The following is a 16,447-nucleotide window of genomic DNA, read 5'->3' as shown; positions in this document are numbered from 1 at the left end:
GCACACAGGAAATCTGAGGCCGGATCACTTCCGAGAGGACGTCACCGGCCCCTGCGCGCGGGCGGCTCGGGGGAGCGCCGTCGCACGGGCGGCGGCGCTCGTAAGGGGAGTGTGGTCCACGTCACCAGACGCGGCATGAGTACGCGTACTCAGATCATCCGCCGCCCGGCACCCCCGGGGCAGACTCCGCCCATGGACTGGACCCACTACCGCTTCCGCAGCCTGTGGCACCTGCCCGTGCCGCCCGCCGTCGTGTACCCGGTCCTCGAACGCGCCGAGGACTACCCCCGCTGGTGGCCCCAGGTGCGTTCGGTGACCCGGCTCGACGACACCACCGGCGTCGTCACCGTCCGCTCCCTGCTGCCCTACTCCCTGACCTTCACCGTGCGCGAGTCCCGCCACGACCCGGCCGCGGGCGTCCTGGAGGTCGTCGTGAGCGGGGACATCGCCGGCTGGGCCCGCTGGACGCTCACCGCCGAGGGCCCCGGCACCCTCGCCCGCTACGACCAGGTCGTGGACGTGGACAAGCCCCTCCTGAGGAGGCTGGCCGTACCCGGACGCCCCCTCTTCCAGGCCAACCACCGGCTGATGATGCGCGCCGGGCGGCGCGGACTGCTCGCACACCTCGAAGCGGTTTGAACCCAGCCCGCCCGGACCTGTATTGTTCAACCCGTTGCCGGGCGATTAGCTCAGTGGGAGAGCGCTTCGTTCACACCGAAGAGGTCACTGGTTCGAACCCAGTATCGCCCACCCGGAAACAACGGCCCGTCCGCGACCAGCGGACGGGCCGTTGTCGTGCCGGGCGGCCGTCCGGGCTCAGGCCGCGGCCGGCAGGTCCGGCCGAAGCGGCCAGTCCTGGTTCACCGACTCCTCCGAACCACTGCGTGCGAACCATGCCTGGAGGCCGCGGGCCTGGGCCGCTTGCCAGGTGGTCTGCAGGGTGTGCAGCTCGGCGGGGGAGAGGCGTTCGAGGCGGGAGGCGAAGCGGCGCCCGAGGGCCCGTACGACCTCCAGCGCGGCCAGCGCGTCCGCGCCCGCGTCGTGCGCGCCGTCCAGCACCACGCCGTAGTGCGCGCACAGGTCCGTCAGCGTGCGACGGCCCTTGCGGTAGCGGTCCAGATGTTTGTCCAGGACCCGCGGGTCGAGCACCAGCAGCGGTGCCGACTCGAACCAGCGGTCGAGCGACGAGGCGCGATGGCGGCGCAACTCGCGGTCCAGGAGCGTCAGATCGAAGGGAGCGTTCATCACCACGAGAGGGCGGTGCACGGCCGCGTGCTCGGCCAGCTGCTCCGCTATCTCGTACATCACCGGCGCCGGCCAACGGCCGTTGCGCTGAAGGTGTTCCTCGGTCAGCCCGTGCACCGCCGTCGCCGCCTCCGGCACCGGCACACCCGGGTCGATCAGCCAGCGGGACACCCGGGGCCGGGTGCCCGGGGCGTCCTGGACGACAACGGCGGCCGACACGATCCGGTCGGTCTCGACGTCCACGCCCGTGGTCTCCGTGTCGAAGGCGGCCAGTGGCCCCTCGTACCAGCACGTCATGCCTACACAACTCCTCGTTCACCCACGGCAGCTGACGTCCCGTCTTCTGCCTGTTTGGTGATACCCGGGCTGTTTGCGCCGTACGCAGCGAGGACACAACAGGAGTACGGGTCTTTGCAGTTCAGCGGGTCCGTGCGGGGATTCACTCAGGCGTGGAAGGCTGTTGGTCATGGCGATAGCGCAGCCCGAGCGGGGCGGGCTGCTGCCCGAACGCACGGGCCCCCATCGCGGCACACTCGCCACCACCGCCTGCATGGAGACATTGCAGGTGGGTTATCTGCACGCGGTCGCCGCGGCCGCGGGCTGCTCGCTGTCCCAGCCGTTCCCGGACAACGGCATCGACTGGCACGTCAGTCATGGTTCGCCCGGACACACGGTCGACGACGAGGTCACCATCAAGGTGCAGCTCAAGTGCACCTACCAGATCGCCCCCAACCCGCCCGCCCGTCTCCCGCCACCACCCTCAACGGAGAGGGCTGCGCCCCCGCCCCCGAAATTGGGCCGCTCCTTCTCCTTCACCCTCGACAACGACCACCTGCGCAAGCTCGCCCGCACCCCGGTCTCGGTGCACAAGATCCTCGTCGTCATGCTCGTGCCCAGGTCCCAGGACGACTGGCTGCGCGCCAGCCACGACCGCCTCGACCTGCGGCACTGCTGCTACTGGGTCAACCTGGCCGGACACCCCATCACCGGCCGGCACCGGACCACCGTGCGGATACCGACCTCGCGCATCTTCGACGACCGGGCCCTCTGCGAGATCATGACGCGGGTCGGTACGGGAGGCAGACCATGAGGCACCGTCCGTACGACGAGTCCCTGCGGGACGTCAAACCGCACCCCACCGACCAGGGCGTGCAGGGCGTGCAGGGGGTACCGGGCGTGCACGGCGTCCACTGGAACCGTCCCCCCGACCCCGCCGACGTCGACCCGGCCGTGCTCAGCGCCCTGCTGCACCGGCACGGCTGGCAGCGCCGCGGCGGCGCCCCCGGCCGCTACGGCCGCTGGACCCCACCCGGGCCGGGCGGCGCCGGGACCAGTCTGCTGGTGCCCGAGAGCCGTGCCTTCCCCGACAGCGACGACCTGCTCGGCGAGGCCGTCGTCGCGCTCACCCGCAGCGGCACGCCCTCAGCCCGGGAGATCCTGGTCGCCCTCGCCGTCCCCAGCGACGAGATCCACTGGTGGCGCGACGTGCCGAGCGGGCCCGCCGACGCCGCCTCCTGGACCGTCGGGGAACACCTGCGCACCGCCGCCCGCCAGACCCTGCTCGCCGGCGCCCTCGCCACCCGCGCGCGGGCCGGCTACTACGGCGCGCGGCACCGCCGCTCCGCCGCCGCGGCCCTGGACAACGTCCTCGTCGGCTTCCCCGCCGACGGCCGCGGCCTCACCGCGTTCGTGCCCGTCGGCACCGGGCGCCCCCTCTCCGTACGCCTGCACCACGCGCTGCACGCCACCCGCGAGGCCATCGACTACCAGCGCGCCACCGGCGGCATGGACGCCTTCGACGGCGCCGTCGAGGCGGGGGTCAGCCGGGAGCTCACCGACGCCCTGGTGACCCTGGTGCGCGGCACCGAGGGCGCCCGCATCGCCGTCGAGTGGTCGCCCGCCGCCGGTGTCCCCGAGGGCTGCTCCGCCACCGCCGAACCCGTCGAGTTCTCGCCCGGCGACCTGCCCGCGCTGCGCGCGGCGGGCGCCCGCTATCTGCGCGACGAACCGTCGGTGCCGGTCCGGGTCACCGGCGTCGTGGAACGCATGCGCCGCTCGGGACCGCGCGGCGAGGGCTCCGTACGGCTGCGCGTCATCGCGGGCGCCGAGGTGCCGCACGTCCGGGTGACCCTGGACGAGGAGGCGTACCGGATCGCCGGGCACGCGCACCTCGTCGGACTGCCGGTGCGGGTGCACGGGCGGCTGGAGAGCCGGGGCGGCTTCCGCCGGCTGACCGGCGCCTCCGGTGTCGCCCCGGTACAGGTGGACGAGGCCGAGCGGGACCGGCTGATGAAGTCGCTCCAGGAGAACCTGGACTTCTTCGAGGAGGCGTGCAGCGGGGACGACTGCGACTGAGCGGGGACCGAGGGTAACCGTTTCGCGGTCGGGGCGTCCGGGTCGGTACGATCCCGTATGCGCGCGCTCCTGGTACGGCGCCCGCATTCGTCTTCAGTCAGGAGAGACCGGTGTCAGACGTCCGTGTGATCATCCAACGCGATTCCGAGCGGGAAGAGCGCACGGTGACGACGGGCACCACGGCCGCGGAGCTCTTCGCCGGCGAGCGCTCGATCATCGCCGCGCGCGTGGGCTCCCAGCTGAAGGACCTGGCGTACGAGGTCGAGGACGGCGAGACCGTCGAGGGTGTCGACATCACCTCCGAGGACGGTCTGGCCATCCTGCGCCACTCCACCGCGCACGTGATGGCCCAGGCCGTGCAGGAGATCTTCCCCGAGGCCAAGCTGGGCATCGGCCCGCCGGTCAAGGACGGCTTCTACTACGACTTCGACGTCGAGAAGCCGTTCACGCCCGAGGACCTCAAGGCCGTCGAGAAGAAGATGCAGGAGATCCAGAAGCGCGGCCAGCGGTTCTCCCGCCGTGTGGTCACCGACGAGGCCGCCCGCGAGGAACTGGCCGACGAGCCGTACAAGCTGGAGCTGATCGGCCTCAAGGGCTCGGCCTCCAGCGACGACGGCGCGGACGTCGAGGTCGGCGCCGGCGAGCTGACGATCTACGACAACCTGGACGCCAAGACCGGCGAGCTGTGCTGGAAGGACCTCTGCCGCGGTCCCCACCTGCCCTCCACCCGGCTCATCCCGGCGTTCAAGCTGATGCGCAACGCGGCCGCCTACTGGCGCGGCAGCGAGAAGAATCCGATGCTCCAGCGCATCTACGGCACCGCCTGGCCCTCCAAGGACGAGCTCAAGGCGTACCTCGACTTCCTCGCCGAGGCCGAGAAGCGCGACCACCGCAAGCTCGGCAGCGAGCTCGACCTGTTCTCCATCCCGGAGCAGATCGGCTCCGGCCTCGCGGTCTTCCACCCCAAGGGCGGCATCGTCCGCCGGGTGATGGAGGACTACTCGCGCCGCCGGCACGAGGAGGAGGGCTACGAGTTCGTCTACACCCCGCACGCCACCAAGGGGAAGCTCTTCGAGACCTCGGGCCACCTGGACTGGTACGCCGACGGCATGTACCCGCCCATGCAGCTCGACGAGGGCGTGGACTACTACCTCAAGCCCATGAACTGCCCGATGCACAACCTGATCTTCGACGCGCGCGGCCGGTCGTACCGTGAACTGCCGCTGCGCCTCTTCGAGTTCGGGACCGTGTACCGGTACGAGAAGTCGGGCGTCGTGCACGGGCTGACCCGCGCGCGGGGCTTCACCCAGGACGACGCGCACATCTACTGCACCCGCGAGCAGATGTCGGAGGAGCTCGACAAGACGCTCACCTTCGTCCTCGGCCTGCTGCGCGACTACGGTCTGACCGACTTCTACCTGGAGCTGTCCACCAAGGACCCGGAGAAGTTCGTCGGCTCCGACGAGGTCTGGGAGGAGGCGACCGAGACGCTGCGCCAGGTGGCCGAGAAGCAGGGCCTGCCGCTCGTGCCCGACCCGGGCGGCGCCGCCTTCTACGGGCCGAAGATCTCCGTCCAGACCAAGGACGCCATCGGCCGCACCTGGCAGATGTCGACCATCCAGCTCGACTTCAACCTGCCGGAGCGCTTCGACCTGGAGTACACCGGCCCCGACGGCTCCAAGCAGCGTCCGGTCATGATCCACCGCGCGCTGTTCGGCTCCATCGAGCGGTTCTTCGCGGTGCTCCTGGAGCACTACGCGGGCGCGTTCCCGGCGTGGCTGGCCCCGGTCCAGGCGGTCGGCATCCCGATCGGTGACGGGCACGTCGAGTACCTGGAGAAGTTCGCCACGGCGGCCCGGAAGCAGGGGCTGCGCGTCGAGGTGGACTCCTCCTCGGACCGGATGCAGAAGAAGATCCGCACCGCGCAGAAGCAGAAGGTCCCATTCATGATCATCGTCGGTGACGAGGACATGAACGCGGGCACGGTGTCGTTCCGCTACCGCGACGGCTCGCAGGAGAACGGCATCCCGTTCGACGACGCCATCGCCAAGATCGCCCAGGTCGTGGCGGACCGGGTCCAGGTCTGACCCGGCGCCCCGCGCACCGCACGAGAGGCCCCCGGCCGGCTCAGGCCGCCGGGGGCCTCTCGTCGTCCTCGCGGGCGAAGACCTGGAGGAGCCAGGAGGAGAACGAGCCGGTGACCGCGCCCAGCAGGGCCAGGCCGCAGGCCATCACCAGGACCGCGATCGCCCGGCCGAACGTGGTCACCGGCACGACGTCGCCGTAGCCCACCGTGGACAGCGTCGCGCAGGCCCACCACACGGCGTCCCCGAAGGTCCGCATCTCCGAGCCGGGCGCGTTGCGTTCCTGCTGGTAGACCGCGAGCGCGCCGGTGAAGCCGAGCAGCACCGCGGACAGGCCCGCGTAGGCGATCACCCGTGCGTGCAGGGTGAGCCGGGGCAGTCCGCGGCGGCGCTGGAGCGACTCGTAGATCCGCACGATCCGCAGCGGGCGCAGCAGGGGCAGGAAGAGGACGACCGTGTCCAGCCAGTGGATCCGCACGAAGCGCGGCCCCTGTCCGCTCAGCCGCCAGCGGGCCGCGTAGTCCACCGCGAACAGTGCCCACGCGGCGAACAGGACGGCCAGCCACAGGTCGTCCCACGTGGTGCCGGGGCGGGGCCACAGGACCAGGACGGCGTAGGCGCCCAGGAAGACCAGCGACGCCACGGAGAGGGGGATCTCGGCGCGGTGTTCCCAGCGTGCCTCGGGGCTGTCGTCGTCCACCCGGTCAGCTTCGCCCGGGACCGGGTTCCCGCAACCCCGGCGACACGCCGCGAACGGGCGAAGCCATATGCTGCTTGGCATGACGAGTGAGCCGGAACAGCAGATCGGAGTGGGGACGCAGGACGCGTTCCAGCGCCTGTGGACGCCCCACCGGATGGCCTACATCCAGGGCGAGAACAAGCCCACCGGTCCGGGGGCCGAGGACGGCTGTCCCTTCTGCTCGATCCCGGCGAAGTCGGACGAGGACGGGCTGATCGTCCGGCGGGGCGAGCACGTGTACGCGGTGCTCAACCTGTACCCGTACAACGGTGGTCATCTGATGACCGTGCCGTACCGGCACGTCGCCGACTACACCGATCTGACCGGGCCGGAGACCGTGGAGCTGGCCGAGCTGACCAAGCAGGCGATGACGGCGCTGCGGACGGCGTCGGGGGCGCACGGGTTCAACATCGGCATGAACCAGGGCACGGTGGCGGGCGCCGGGATCGCGGCCCACCTCCACCAGCACATCGTCCCGCGCTGGGGCGGGGACACGAACTTCATGCCGGTCGTCGGTCACACGAGGGTGCTGCCCCAGTTGCTCGCGGACACCCGGACGATGCTCGCGGGCGCCTGGCCGCAGGGCTGAGGAGCCCCGCGGGCTCAGGCGTCGTAGAGGTCGGCCTTCTTGGGGGAGGCGTCCTGCACGCCTCCGCTGAGGGCGGACGAGCGGGCGCTGAACTTGGAGGTGTCCACGCCGTTCTCCTCCAGGACCTTGATGGCCGCGGAGTGGACGACCCGGAGCACCGGGGTGGCCGCGCGCAGCGCGTCGTCGGCCATGAAGCGGTGCCGCCACGGCTGGTCCGCCCAGGCGTGCCGCAGTCCGAACGGCTCGGGCAGGCCCAGCGAGCCGCCGAGCCAGTTGAGCAGCGGCGGGTACCAGTTCAGCGGTGCCCGCGCGGCCAGCCGTACGACCTCGTCGGCGGGGACGAGCGGCAGCTTGATCGTGCGGGTCTCCCAGAACTTGACCGACTTGTTGACCGTCCGGGTCGGCGCCGAGGACTTCGACGTGAACAGGGAGTGCACCGGGCCGAGCGCGTGTCCCGTCACCTCGATGCGGAGCGTCTGGTGCAGCACGGTCACCGTGATCAGCATGGTGATGACGAGCTGGCCGTCCCACAGGGTCCACTGCACACCGAGGTAGTGCCGGTCGCCGCTGCCGAACTGCTGCTTGTTGCAGATCTCCTGTATGGCGTGCGGCTTGTACTGGTACGCCTCGATGTCCGTGCCCTCGGGGCGGGAGACACCGCCCGCGTTCTCGCCGATGGGGGTGACGATCCAGTGGCGTATCGACGGCTTGGGGAAGCCGCCGGTGTTGAGCGGGCCGCGCTGGAGCATGCCCAGCTGGTCGTGGATGGAGCGGATGACGTCCCAGCTGCGGAAGGGGTGGATCTCGCGGCCGGGGTCGGCGGAGACCAGGTCCTCGGCGAGCTGCCAGCTGCCCCAGCGGGTGCCCATGCCGAGTATGCCCTTGGGGCCGGCGTAGAAGACCGAGTTGGACTGCTGCTCGGCGCTGAGCCGGGCCAGGGACTGCCGCAGCGCCTCGGCGGCGGTCTCGCCGGGGCTGCTCGGCACGGCCTCGGGGACCTTGGCGCCGATGCTGGTGCCGGACAGCAGGCCGTCCCAGCGGTCGCGCAGGTCCTTGGCGGTGCGCTCGCAGACCCGGCGGGCCCAGTACCAGCCGAGGACGGGGGCGACGACCGCCGCGCGTGCGTACCAGGCCCAGAAGCCCGTGAACGGCATGCGGATCAGGAAGATCAGGGCGACCACGCCCACGCCGACGAGCAGGGCGGTGGCGAGGGTGCCGGCGCGCTTGTCGGGGCGCTTGGCGACGATGGCGCGCAGCTGGAAGACCAGCAGCCACACGATGAGCCCCGGCAGGAAGAGCAGTCCGCAGAGCACCATGATCGTGCTGAGCTGGTTGTCGCGCGTGCGCCGGATGTTGTTCGCGGCGAGCGCGTGCTCGACGACGACCTGGGGTTCGATGCCGAAGGACTGGATGAGAGGCTTGCGGCCGCCGCCGAGCATCCGGTCGACCACGGCGCGGGAGAACGCCTCGCCGAGGTTGGGCCGGAACAGGGCGAGCCTGGGCGGCTTCACGGAGGACTTGTGCCAGTCGTTGTCGGCCTTCTTGATGTCCTCGACCGGGGAGTCCCGGTAGGCCGCCGAGGCCAGTGCCATGGTCGCCGCCTGGGCCCCGTCGCCCGCGACGGGCACCTGTGGCCCGTCCCACTCGGTTCCGATCGACATCCCGCCCCCCATCGCCGCCGTGTCGCTCCTGCGGCCTTCCCGACTTCCGCGCCCCGCACACCTGTTGAACAGGCCGTCGTGCCGAAGTGGCACGGCGTGATCACATGTTCAGCGTATCCGGCCGCGCCGACATCCGTCGGCGGACGGCCGAAGCCGTCCGCCGTATCGGAGGGTTGCGCTCCGCATCGCGTGCGCGCCGGTCGGTTACGGGGCGTCCCCCGCCTGTTCGCGGATGCGCTCGGCGACCTGTGGGGGCATGGGTTCGTGCCGGGCGTAGGCGCGGTCGAAGCGGGCCGTGCCGTGCGAGAGGGAGCGCAGGTCGACCGCGTACCGGCCGATCTCGAACTCGGGCACCTCGGCGCGGATCAACGTCCGTCCTGAGCCGATCTGTTCGGTGCCGAGGACCCGGCCGCGCCGCCCGGACAGGTCGCTCATCACGGCGCCCACGTAGTCGTCGCCGACCAGGACGCTCACCTCGGCGACCGGCTCCAGCAGATGGATCTTGGCGTCGGCCGCGGCCTCCCGCAGCGCCAGCGCGCCCGCCGTCTGGAAGGCGGCGTCGGAGGAGTCCACCGAGTGCGCCTTGCCGTCGAGCAGGGTGACGCGGACGTCGACCAGCGGATAGCCGGCCGCGACCCCCTTGGCGCACTGTGCCCGTACGCCCTTCTCCACCGACGGGATGAACTGCCGCGGCACGGCGCCCCCGACGACCTTGTCGACGAACTCGACGCCGGAGCCGCCGGGCAGCGGTTCGACCTCGATCTCGCAGATCGCGTACTGCCCGTGCCCGCCGGACTGCTTGACGTGCCGTCCGCGCCCGGCCGCCCGGCCGCCGAACGTCTCCCGCAGGGAGACCTTGTGGGGGACGACGTCGACCTGGACGCCGTAGCGGTTGCGCAGCCGTTCCAGGGCGACGTCCGCGTGGGCCTCGCCGAGGCACCACAGGACGACCTGGTGGGTGTCCTGGTTCTGTTCCAGGCGCATCGTCGGGTCCTCGGCGACCAGCCGGCCGAGGCCCTGCGAGAGCTTGTCCTCGTCGGGTTTGCTGTGCGCCTGGATGGCGAGCGGCAGCAGCGGGTCGGGCATCTCCCAGGGCTGCATCAGCAGCGGGTCGTCCTTGGCGGAGAGGGTGTCCCCGGTCTCCGCGCGGCCGAGTTTCGCCACGCACGCGAGGTCGCCCGCGACGGCGTGGGTCACCGGGCGCTGCTGCTTGCCGAACGGCGTGGACAGGGCGCCGACTTTCTCGTCGACGTCGTGGTCCTCGTGTCCGCGGTCGGCGAGCCCGTGCCCGGAGACGTGCACCGTCTCGTCGGGGCGCAGGGTGCCGGAGAAGACGCGGACGAGGGAGACCCGGCCGACGTAGGGGTCGGAGGAGGTCTTCACGACCTCGGCGACCAGCGGGCCGTCCGGATCGCAGGGCCGCAGTTCGCGTGCCCTGCCGTCGACCGTGGCGACCCCGGGGACCACGTGCTCCAGCGGGGTCGGGAAGCCGCGGGTGATGAGGTCGAGGAGTTCGACGGTGCCGATGCCCTGCCGGGCGCCCTCGGCCGCGGGCGCCGCCGCGAGGACGGGGTGGAACACACCGCGCGCGACGGCCCGCTCCAGGTCCTCGATCAGCGTCTTGACGTCGACCTGTTCGCCGCCGAGGTAGCGGTCCATCAGGGTCTCGTCCTCGCTCTCCGCGATGATCCCCTCGATGAGCCGGTCGCGGGCCTCGTCCATGTCCGGGAGCCGGTCGGGGCCGGGCTCGGACTCCTCGCGCCGCCCGGACGAGTAGTCGAAGAGCCTGCGCGACAGCAGGCCGACCAGTCCGGTCACGGGCGCGTGCCCGTCCGCTCCCTCGGGGCCGTGCAGCGGCAGGTAGAGCGGGAGCACGGCGTCGGGGTCGTCGCCGCCGAACGCCCGCGCGCACATCCGGGTCGTCTCCTCGAAGTCCGCGCGGGCGGCCTCCAGGTGCGTGACGACGATGGCGCGGGGCATGCCGACGGCCGCGCACTCCTCCCAGACCATGCGGGTCGAGCCGTCGACGCCGTCCGCGGCCGAGACGACGAAGAGGGCCGCGTCCGCCGCCCGCAGACCGGCCCTCAGCTCCCCGACGAAGTCGGCGTACCCGGGGGTGTCCAGAAGATTGATCTTGATCCCGTCCCATTCGACGGGCACCAGGGAGAGCTGCACCGAGCGCTGCTGCCGGTGCTCGATCTCGTCGTAGTCCGAGACGGTGCCGCCGTCCTCGACGCGGCCCGCCCGGTTCACGGCTCCCGCGGTGAGCGCGAGAGCCTCCACCAGGGTCGTCTTGCCCGCTCCGGAGTGGCCGACCAGCACCACATTCCGTACGGACGCGGGGTGGTCGGCCGCCGTTGCCCTGCCGGCGGCCCCGGGGTGTGCGTTCGCCTTGTCGCCCATGATCCTGCCTCCCGTGCACGGTGAGGTCACTGTGGGCGCGGGCAGACCGGGCCGCGTGCGGTGCGGCTCCGGCGACGCCCGCGGTCCTTCGAGCTTTCCACTCCCGTCACGGTGCGTCCATACGGCGGACGTCGTTCGCGTCGCCGGACGTCACCCGGGCGCCGTCGCGCGGACACCGGTACGTGTCCGGGTGCCCGCCCGCCGCCCACGCGCGCGCGTGGCTACGATGGGCCAGCCGGTGGCCAGCAGGGGCCGCGCGGCCACACCGACCGTCGGGAAGGCCATGCTGAACAAGTACGCGCGTGCTTTCTTCACGCGTGTTCTCACACCGTTCGCCTCGTTCCTCATCCGCCGGGGCGTCAGTCCCGACACGGTGACGCTCCTCGGCACCGCGGGCGTGGTCGCGGGCGCGCTGGTCTTCTACCCCAGGGGGGAGTTCTTCTGGGGGACGGTCGTGATCACGCTCTTCGTCTTCTCCGACCTCGTCGACGGCAACATGGCCCGCCAGCTGGGCCGCTCCAGCCGCTGGGGCGCCTTCCTGGACTCCACCCTGGACCGGGTCGCCGACGGCGCGATCTTCGGCGGCTTCGCGCTGTGGTACGCGGGCGGCGGCGACGACAACGTGCTGTGCGCGGTCTCGATCTTCTGCCTGGCCAGCGGTCAGGTGGTCTCGTACACCAAGGCCCGCGGCGAGTCGATCGGCCTGCCGGTCGCCGTCAACGGGCTGGTCGAGCGTGCCGAGCGGCTGGTGATCTCGCTGGTCGCGGCCGGCTTCGCGGGCCTGCACAAGTTCGGCGTGCCCGGCATCCAGTACCTGCTGCCCGTCGCCCTGTGGATCGTCGCCGTGGGCAGCCTGGTCACCCTGGTCCAGCGGGTCGTCACCGTCCGGCGCGAGTCCGCCGAGGCCGAGGCGGCCGCGCAGCGGGAGGCGACGACGTGAGCGTCGCCGAGCGGCTGACCGACGCGCTGTACGGCGCCGGCTGGAGCACCGTGAAGAAGCTCCCCGAGCCGGTCGCCGCCCGTCTGGGCCGCTCCATCGCCGACGCCGCCTGGAAGCGGCGCGGCAAGGGCGTCCAGCGGCTGGAGAGCAACTACGCGCGCGTGGTGCCGGACGCGAGCCCCGAGCGCCTGGCCGAGCTCTCGCGCGCGGGCATGCGCTCGTACCTGCGCTACTGGATGGAGTCCTTCCGGCTGCCTGCCTGGAGCCCCGAGCGGATCAGGTCGGGCTTCGACCCCAAGGACCTCCACCACCTCACCGACGGCCTCGCCTCCGGCCGCGGGGTGGTCCTGGCGCTGCCGCACCTGGGTAACTGGGACCTCGCGGGCGCCTGGGTGACCACCAAGCTGGAGACGCCGTTCACCACGGTCGCCGAGCGCCTCAAGCCGGAGACGCTGTACGACCGGTTCGTCGCCTACCGCGAGGGCCTGGGCATGGAGGTGCTGCCGCACAGCGGCGGCTCCGCCTTCGGCACCCTGGCCCGGCGGCTGCGCGACGGCGGCCTGGTGTGCCTGGTCGCCGACCGGGACCTGTCCACCTCCGGGGTGCGGGTCGACTTCTTCGGCGAGGCCGCCCGGATGCCCGCGGGCCCGGCGCTGCTCGCCCAGCAGACGGGCGCGCTGCTGCTGCCCGTCACCCTCTGGTACGACGACTCACCCGTCATGCAGGGCCGGGTCCATCCCCCGGTCGAGGTACCCGGGACAGGTACCCGGGCCGAGAAGACGTCTGTGATGACACAGGCGCTGGCCGACGCCTACGCCACGGGAATCGCCGACCATCCGGAGGACTGGCACATGCTTCAGCGGTTGTGGCTCGCGGACCTGGACCCCGGGAGGGGAACGCCGTGAGGATCGGCATCGTCTGCCCGTACTCCTGGGACGTGCCGGGCGGCGTCCAGTTCCACATCAGGGACCTGGCCGAGTACTTCATCCGCCTGGGCCACGAGGTGTCCGTGCTCGCCCCCGCCGACGACGACACCCCGCTCCCGCCGTACGTCGTCTCCGCCGGCCGCGCGGTCCCGGTGCCGTACAACGGCTCGGTGGCCCGGCTGAACTTCGGTTTCCTGTCGGCGGCGCGGGTGCGGCGCTGGCTGCACGAGGGCGCGTTCGACGTGGTGCACATCCACGAGCCGACGTCGCCGTCCCTGGGCCTGCTGACCTGCTGGGCGGCGCAGGGGCCGATCGTCGCCACGTTCCACACCTCCAATCCGCGCTCGCGGGCGATGATCGCCGCGTACTCGATCCTCCAGGCCGCCCTGGAGAAGATCAGCGCGCGCATCGCGGTTAGCGAGTACGCCCGCCGGACCCTCGTGGAGCACCTGGGCGGCGACGCGGTGGTGATCCCCAACGGCGTCGACGTCGACTTCTTCGCGCGGGCCGAGCCCGAGCCCCGCTGGCAGGGCGACACCATCGGCTTCATCGGCCGCATCGACGAGCCCCGCAAGGGCCTGCCGGTGCTCATGCGGGCCCTGCCCGCGATCCTCGCGGCCCGTCCGGGGACCCGGCTGCTGGTCGCGGGGCGGGGCGACGAGGAGGAGGCCGTCGAGACGCTGCCGGCCGAGCTCCGCCCGCGCGTCGAGTTCCTGGGCATGGTCAGCGACGAGGACAAGGCGCGGTTCCTGCGCAGCGTGGACCTGTACGTCGCCCCCAACACCGGCGGCGAGAGCTTCGGGATCATCCTGGTCGAGGCGATGTCGGCGGGCGCCCCCGTCCTCGCCTCCGACCTGGACGCCTTCGCGCAGGTCCTGGACCAGGGGGCGGCGGGCGAGCTGTTCGCCAACGAGGACGCGGACGCGCTGGCCGAGGCGGCCCTGCGCCTGCTGGCCGACCCGGCCCGCCGCGCCGAACTGAGCGAACGCGGCAGCGCCCACGTGCGCCGCTTCGACTGGTCGACGGTGGGCGCGGACATCCTCTCGGTCTACGAGACGGTCACGGCGGGCGCGGCGGCGGTGGCCACGGACGACCGCACGGGCGGCGGAGGCAGCGGCCTGCGCGCCCGCCTGGGCCTGGCGAGGGACTGACCCGGGTTGGTTTGGGGCTTTTTCAGCCCGTCCGGCGTTTGAGGACGAGGCCGAAGGCCGAAGCGGGGGCCCGGGGGCGGCAGCCCCCGGACGGCAGAACAACATCCCGCACGACCCCACCGCCCGCTCGGCAGAGCTATCGTGCCGCCCGTGAGCGCTACGTTCTTCTGGATCATCGCCGTCCTCGTCGCCGTCGGCCTCTACCTGAGCTGGACCGCCGGCCGGCTCGACCGGCTGCACGCCCGCATCGACGCGGCCCGCGCCGCGCTCGACGCCCAGCTGCTGCGCCGGGCGTCCGTGGCGCAGGAACTGGCGACGTCGGGCGTGCTGGACCCGGCCGCCTCGATCGTCCTGTACGAGGCGGCGCACGCGGCCCGGCAGGCCGAGGAGGAGCAGCGGGAGGTCGCCGAGAGCGAGCTGAGCCAAGCGCTGCGCGCGGTCTTCGCGGAGGCGCCGCAGGTGGAGGCGGTTCGGGAGGCGCCAGGCGGGGACTCGGCGGCGCGCGAACTGACCGAGGCGGTGCGCCGTGTGCCGATGGCCCGCCGCTTCCACAACGACGCGGTGGGCGCGGCCCGCCGGCTGCGCGAGCACCGCAAGGTCCGCTGGTTCCGCCTGGCCGGCCACGCCCCCTTCCCCCTGGCCTTCGAAATGGACGACGAACCCCCCACGGCTTTGGTCGACCGCGCCGCCTGAGGGGCAGCCGCCCGGCCGAAAATGATCCACTGCCCTTTCATTGGCCCTTGCCGTGGACTGGTCCACTCACGTTTCCTCGGTCCAGCACAGAACTCCGTCTTCACCGAGTGAGGTCACCCGTGTCCAGCACGCTCTCCGAAAACCAGGCCCCCGAGACCGGCACCGCGCGCGTGAAGCGCGGCATGGCCGAACAGCTCAAGGGTGGCGTGATCATGGACGTCGTCACGCCGGAGCAGGCGAAGATCGCCGAGGACGCGGGCGCCGTCGCCGTCATGGCGCTGGAGCGGGTCCCCGCCGACATCCGCCAGCAGGGCGGCGTGGCCCGCATGTCCGACCCGGACATGATCGAGGGCATCATCGGCGCCGTCTCGATCCCGGTCATGGCCAAGTCCCGCATCGGCCACTTCGTCGAGGCCCAGGTCCTCCAGTCCCTCGGCGTCGACTACATCGACGAGTCCGAGGTGCTCACCCCGGCCGACGAGGTCAACCACTCCGACAAGTGGGCGTTCACCACGCCGTTCGTGTGCGGTGCCACCAACCTGGGCGAGGCACTGCGCCGCATCGCCGAGGGCGCGGCCATGATCCGCTCCAAGGGCGAGGCCGGCACCGGCAACGTCGTCGAGGCCGTGCGCCACCTGCGCCAGATCAAGAACGAGATCGCCCGTCTGCGCGGCTTCGACAACCACGAGCTGTACGCCGCGGCCAAGGAGCTGCGCGCCCCGTACGAGCTGGTCAAGGAGGTCGCCGAGCTGGGCAAGCTCCCGGTCGTGCTGTTCTCCGCCGGCGGTGTCGCCACCCCGGCCGACGCCGCCCTGATGCGTCAGCTCGGTGCCGAGGGCGTCTTCGTCGGCTCCGGCATCTTCAAGTCCGGCGACCCGGCCAAGCGCGCCGCCGCCATCGTCAAGGCCACCACCTTCTACGACGACCCCAAGGTCGTCGCGGACGCGTCGCGCAACCTCGGCGAGGCCATGGTCGGCATCAACATCGACACCCTCCCCGAGTCCGAGCGCTACGCCGGACGCGGCTGGTAGTCGCCCCATGAACACTCCTGTCGTAGGCGTCCTGGCCCTCCAGGGCGACGTACGGGAGCACCTCGTCGCCCTGGCCGCGGCCGACGCCGTGGCCAGGCCGGTGCGGCGCCCCGAGGAACTCGCCGAGGTCGACGGTCTGGTCGTCCCGGGCGGCGAGTCCACGACCATCTCCAAGCTGGCCGTCCTCTTCGGGATGATGGAACCCCTCCGGGCGCGCGTGCGGGACGGCATGCCGGTCTACGGCACCTGCGCCGGCATGATCATGCTCGCCGACAAGATCCTCGACCCGCGCTCGGGCCAGGAGACCGTCGGCGGCATCGACATGATCGTGCGCCGCAACGCCTTCGGCCGGCAGAACGAGTCCTTCGAGGCCGCGGTCGACGTCCGGGGCGTACCGGGCCATCCTGTGGAGGGGGTGTTCATCCGTGCCCCCTGGGTGGAGTCCGTGGGCGCCGGGGTCGAGGTGCTCGCCGAGCACGACGGCCACATCGTCGCGGTCCGCCAGGGCAACGCGCTGGCCACGTCGTTCCACCCGGAGCTGACCGGCGACCACCGTGTGCACGCGCTGTTCGTGGACATGGTGCGCGCCAACCGGACACCCGAGTCCTTGTAGGATCTCCGGGGGTTCCC

The 16,447-nt window shown here is 71.9% G+C and carries 15 protein-coding genes and 1 tRNA gene; 12 read left to right on the top strand and 4 right to left on the bottom strand.

The genetic code is table 11. The features are described 5' to 3' along the window. Nucleotides 1-192: 192 nt before the first annotated feature. Nucleotides 193-639, top strand: a complete 447-nt coding sequence (locus AB0F77_RS07430; protein WP_361942966.1) for an SRPBCC family protein — start codon at nt 193-195, stop codon at nt 637-639. Between the two features lie 39 nt (nt 640-678). After that, nucleotides 679-750, top strand: a tRNA-Val gene (locus AB0F77_RS07425). A 66-nt stretch (nt 751-816) separates the two neighbouring features. On the opposite strand, the gene AB0F77_RS07420 is transcribed toward AB0F77_RS07425, so the two are convergent. Then, nucleotides 817-1,542 (bottom strand): 3'-5' exonuclease, encoded by a 726-nt coding sequence (locus tag AB0F77_RS07420; RefSeq protein WP_361942963.1) that lies wholly within the window; start codon nt 1,540-1,542, stop codon nt 817-819. Between the two features lie 169 nt (nt 1,543-1,711). Here AB0F77_RS07420 and AB0F77_RS07415 point away from each other — a divergent pair, with 169 nt between their 5' ends. From AB0F77_RS07415 to thrS, 3 genes are all read left to right on the top strand, one after another. Beyond that, a complete protein-coding gene (locus tag AB0F77_RS07415; RefSeq protein ID WP_361942960.1) occupies nt 1,712-2,335 on the top strand; it encodes a DUF4365 domain-containing protein in 624 nt (207 codons plus the stop codon). Next, nucleotides 2,332-3,600, top strand: coding sequence for a hypothetical protein (locus AB0F77_RS07410; RefSeq protein ID WP_361942957.1), 1,269 nt, complete (start codon nt 2,332-2,334; stop codon nt 3,598-3,600). Before AB0F77_RS07415 ends, AB0F77_RS07410 begins: the two co-directional genes overlap by 4 nt. A 110-nt stretch (nt 3,601-3,710) precedes the next feature. Then, nucleotides 3,711-5,687, top strand: coding sequence for a threonine--tRNA ligase (gene thrS, locus AB0F77_RS07405; protein ID WP_361942954.1), 1,977 nt, complete (start codon nt 3,711-3,713; stop codon nt 5,685-5,687). Nucleotides 5,688-5,727: 40 nt separating this feature from the next. On the opposite strand, the gene AB0F77_RS07400 is transcribed toward thrS, so the two are convergent. Next, the gene (locus AB0F77_RS07400) at nt 5,728-6,384 is read right to left on the bottom strand and encodes an ion channel (protein ID WP_361942951.1); all 657 of its coding nucleotides are present in this window, start codon (nt 6,382-6,384) and stop codon (nt 5,728-5,730) included. Between the two features lie 67 nt (nt 6,385-6,451). Here AB0F77_RS07400 and AB0F77_RS07395 point away from each other — a divergent pair, with 67 nt between their 5' ends. Then, nucleotides 6,452-7,012 carry an HIT domain-containing protein gene (locus AB0F77_RS07395; protein ID WP_361942948.1) on the top strand — a complete coding sequence of 187 codons (561 nt, stop codon included), beginning with the start codon at nt 6,452-6,454 and terminating at the stop codon, nt 7,010-7,012. A gap of 14 nt (nt 7,013-7,026) precedes the next feature. On the opposite strand, the gene AB0F77_RS07390 is transcribed toward AB0F77_RS07395, so the two are convergent. After that, complete coding sequence (locus AB0F77_RS07390; protein WP_361942945.1) at nt 7,027-8,673, bottom strand: hypothetical protein; 1,647 nt, start codon at nt 8,671-8,673, stop codon at nt 7,027-7,029. A 204-nt stretch (nt 8,674-8,877) separates the two neighbouring features. Next, on the bottom strand, nt 8,878-11,076 hold the full coding sequence (locus AB0F77_RS07385) for an elongation factor G-like protein EF-G2 (protein WP_361942942.1): 2,199 nt from the start codon (nt 11,074-11,076) through the stop codon (nt 8,878-8,880). A 226-nt stretch (nt 11,077-11,302) separates the two neighbouring features. On the opposite strand from AB0F77_RS07385, the gene pgsA reads away from it, so the two are divergent. The 6 genes from pgsA to pdxT all read left to right on the top strand — a co-directional run bounded on the left by pgsA (nt 11,303) and on the right by pdxT (nt 16,430). Further along, a complete protein-coding gene (pgsA, locus tag AB0F77_RS07380) occupies nt 11,303-12,016 on the top strand; it encodes a phosphatidylinositol phosphate synthase (protein ID WP_361942939.1) in 714 nt (237 codons plus the stop codon). Continuing rightward, a complete protein-coding gene (locus tag AB0F77_RS07375) occupies nt 12,013-12,921 on the top strand; it encodes a phosphatidylinositol mannoside acyltransferase (protein WP_361942936.1) in 909 nt (302 codons plus the stop codon). Before pgsA ends, AB0F77_RS07375 begins: the two co-directional genes overlap by 4 nt. After that, a complete protein-coding gene (locus tag AB0F77_RS07370) occupies nt 12,918-14,093 on the top strand; it encodes a glycosyltransferase family 4 protein (protein ID WP_361942932.1) in 1,176 nt (391 codons plus the stop codon). Before AB0F77_RS07375 ends, AB0F77_RS07370 begins: the two co-directional genes overlap by 4 nt. A 150-nt stretch (nt 14,094-14,243) precedes the next feature. Further along, a complete protein-coding gene (locus AB0F77_RS07365) occupies nt 14,244-14,786 on the top strand; it encodes a hypothetical protein (protein ID WP_361942929.1) in 543 nt (180 codons plus the stop codon). Nucleotides 14,787-14,905: 119 nt separating this feature from the next. Next, a complete protein-coding gene (gene pdxS, locus AB0F77_RS07360) occupies nt 14,906-15,817 on the top strand; it encodes a pyridoxal 5'-phosphate synthase lyase subunit PdxS (RefSeq protein ID WP_361942925.1) in 912 nt (303 codons plus the stop codon). A 7-nt stretch (nt 15,818-15,824) separates the two neighbouring features. Continuing rightward, complete coding sequence (gene pdxT / locus AB0F77_RS07355; RefSeq protein WP_361942922.1) at nt 15,825-16,430, top strand: pyridoxal 5'-phosphate synthase glutaminase subunit PdxT; 606 nt, start codon at nt 15,825-15,827, stop codon at nt 16,428-16,430. The last annotated feature ends 17 nt before the right edge of the window (nt 16,431-16,447 follow it).

Origin of the sequence: Streptomyces sp. NPDC026672, assembly GCF_040638185.1 — a bacterium.
GTDB lineage: Bacteria > Actinomycetota > Actinomycetes > Streptomycetales > Streptomycetaceae > Streptomyces.
Note: the sequence above shows the minus strand (reverse complement) of the source record. Positions and strands in the feature narration are given on the sequence as shown.

Coding starts and splice junctions, on each gene's coding strand:
- AB0F77_RS07430 (WP_361942966.1), top strand. CDS start 193: ATGGACTGGACCCACTACCGCTTCCGCAGCCTGTGGCACCTGCCCGTG.
- AB0F77_RS07420 (WP_361942963.1), bottom strand. CDS start 1,542: ATGACGTGCTGGTACGAGGGGCCACTGGCCGCCTTCGACACGGAGACC.
- AB0F77_RS07415 (WP_361942960.1), top strand. CDS start 1,712: ATGGCGATAGCGCAGCCCGAGCGGGGCGGGCTGCTGCCCGAACGCACG.
- AB0F77_RS07410 (WP_361942957.1), top strand. CDS start 2,332: ATGAGGCACCGTCCGTACGACGAGTCCCTGCGGGACGTCAAACCGCAC.
- AB0F77_RS07395 (WP_361942948.1), top strand. CDS start 6,452: ATGCTGCTTGGCATGACGAGTGAGCCGGAACAGCAGATCGGAGTGGGG.
- AB0F77_RS07390 (WP_361942945.1), bottom strand. CDS start 8,673: ATGTCGATCGGAACCGAGTGGGACGGGCCACAGGTGCCCGTCGCGGGC.
- AB0F77_RS07385 (WP_361942942.1), bottom strand. CDS start 11,076: ATGGGCGACAAGGCGAACGCACACCCCGGGGCCGCCGGCAGGGCAACG.
- pgsA (WP_361942939.1), top strand. CDS start 11,303: ATGGGCCAGCCGGTGGCCAGCAGGGGCCGCGCGGCCACACCGACCGTC.
- pdxT (WP_361942922.1), top strand. CDS start 15,825: ATGAACACTCCTGTCGTAGGCGTCCTGGCCCTCCAGGGCGACGTACGG.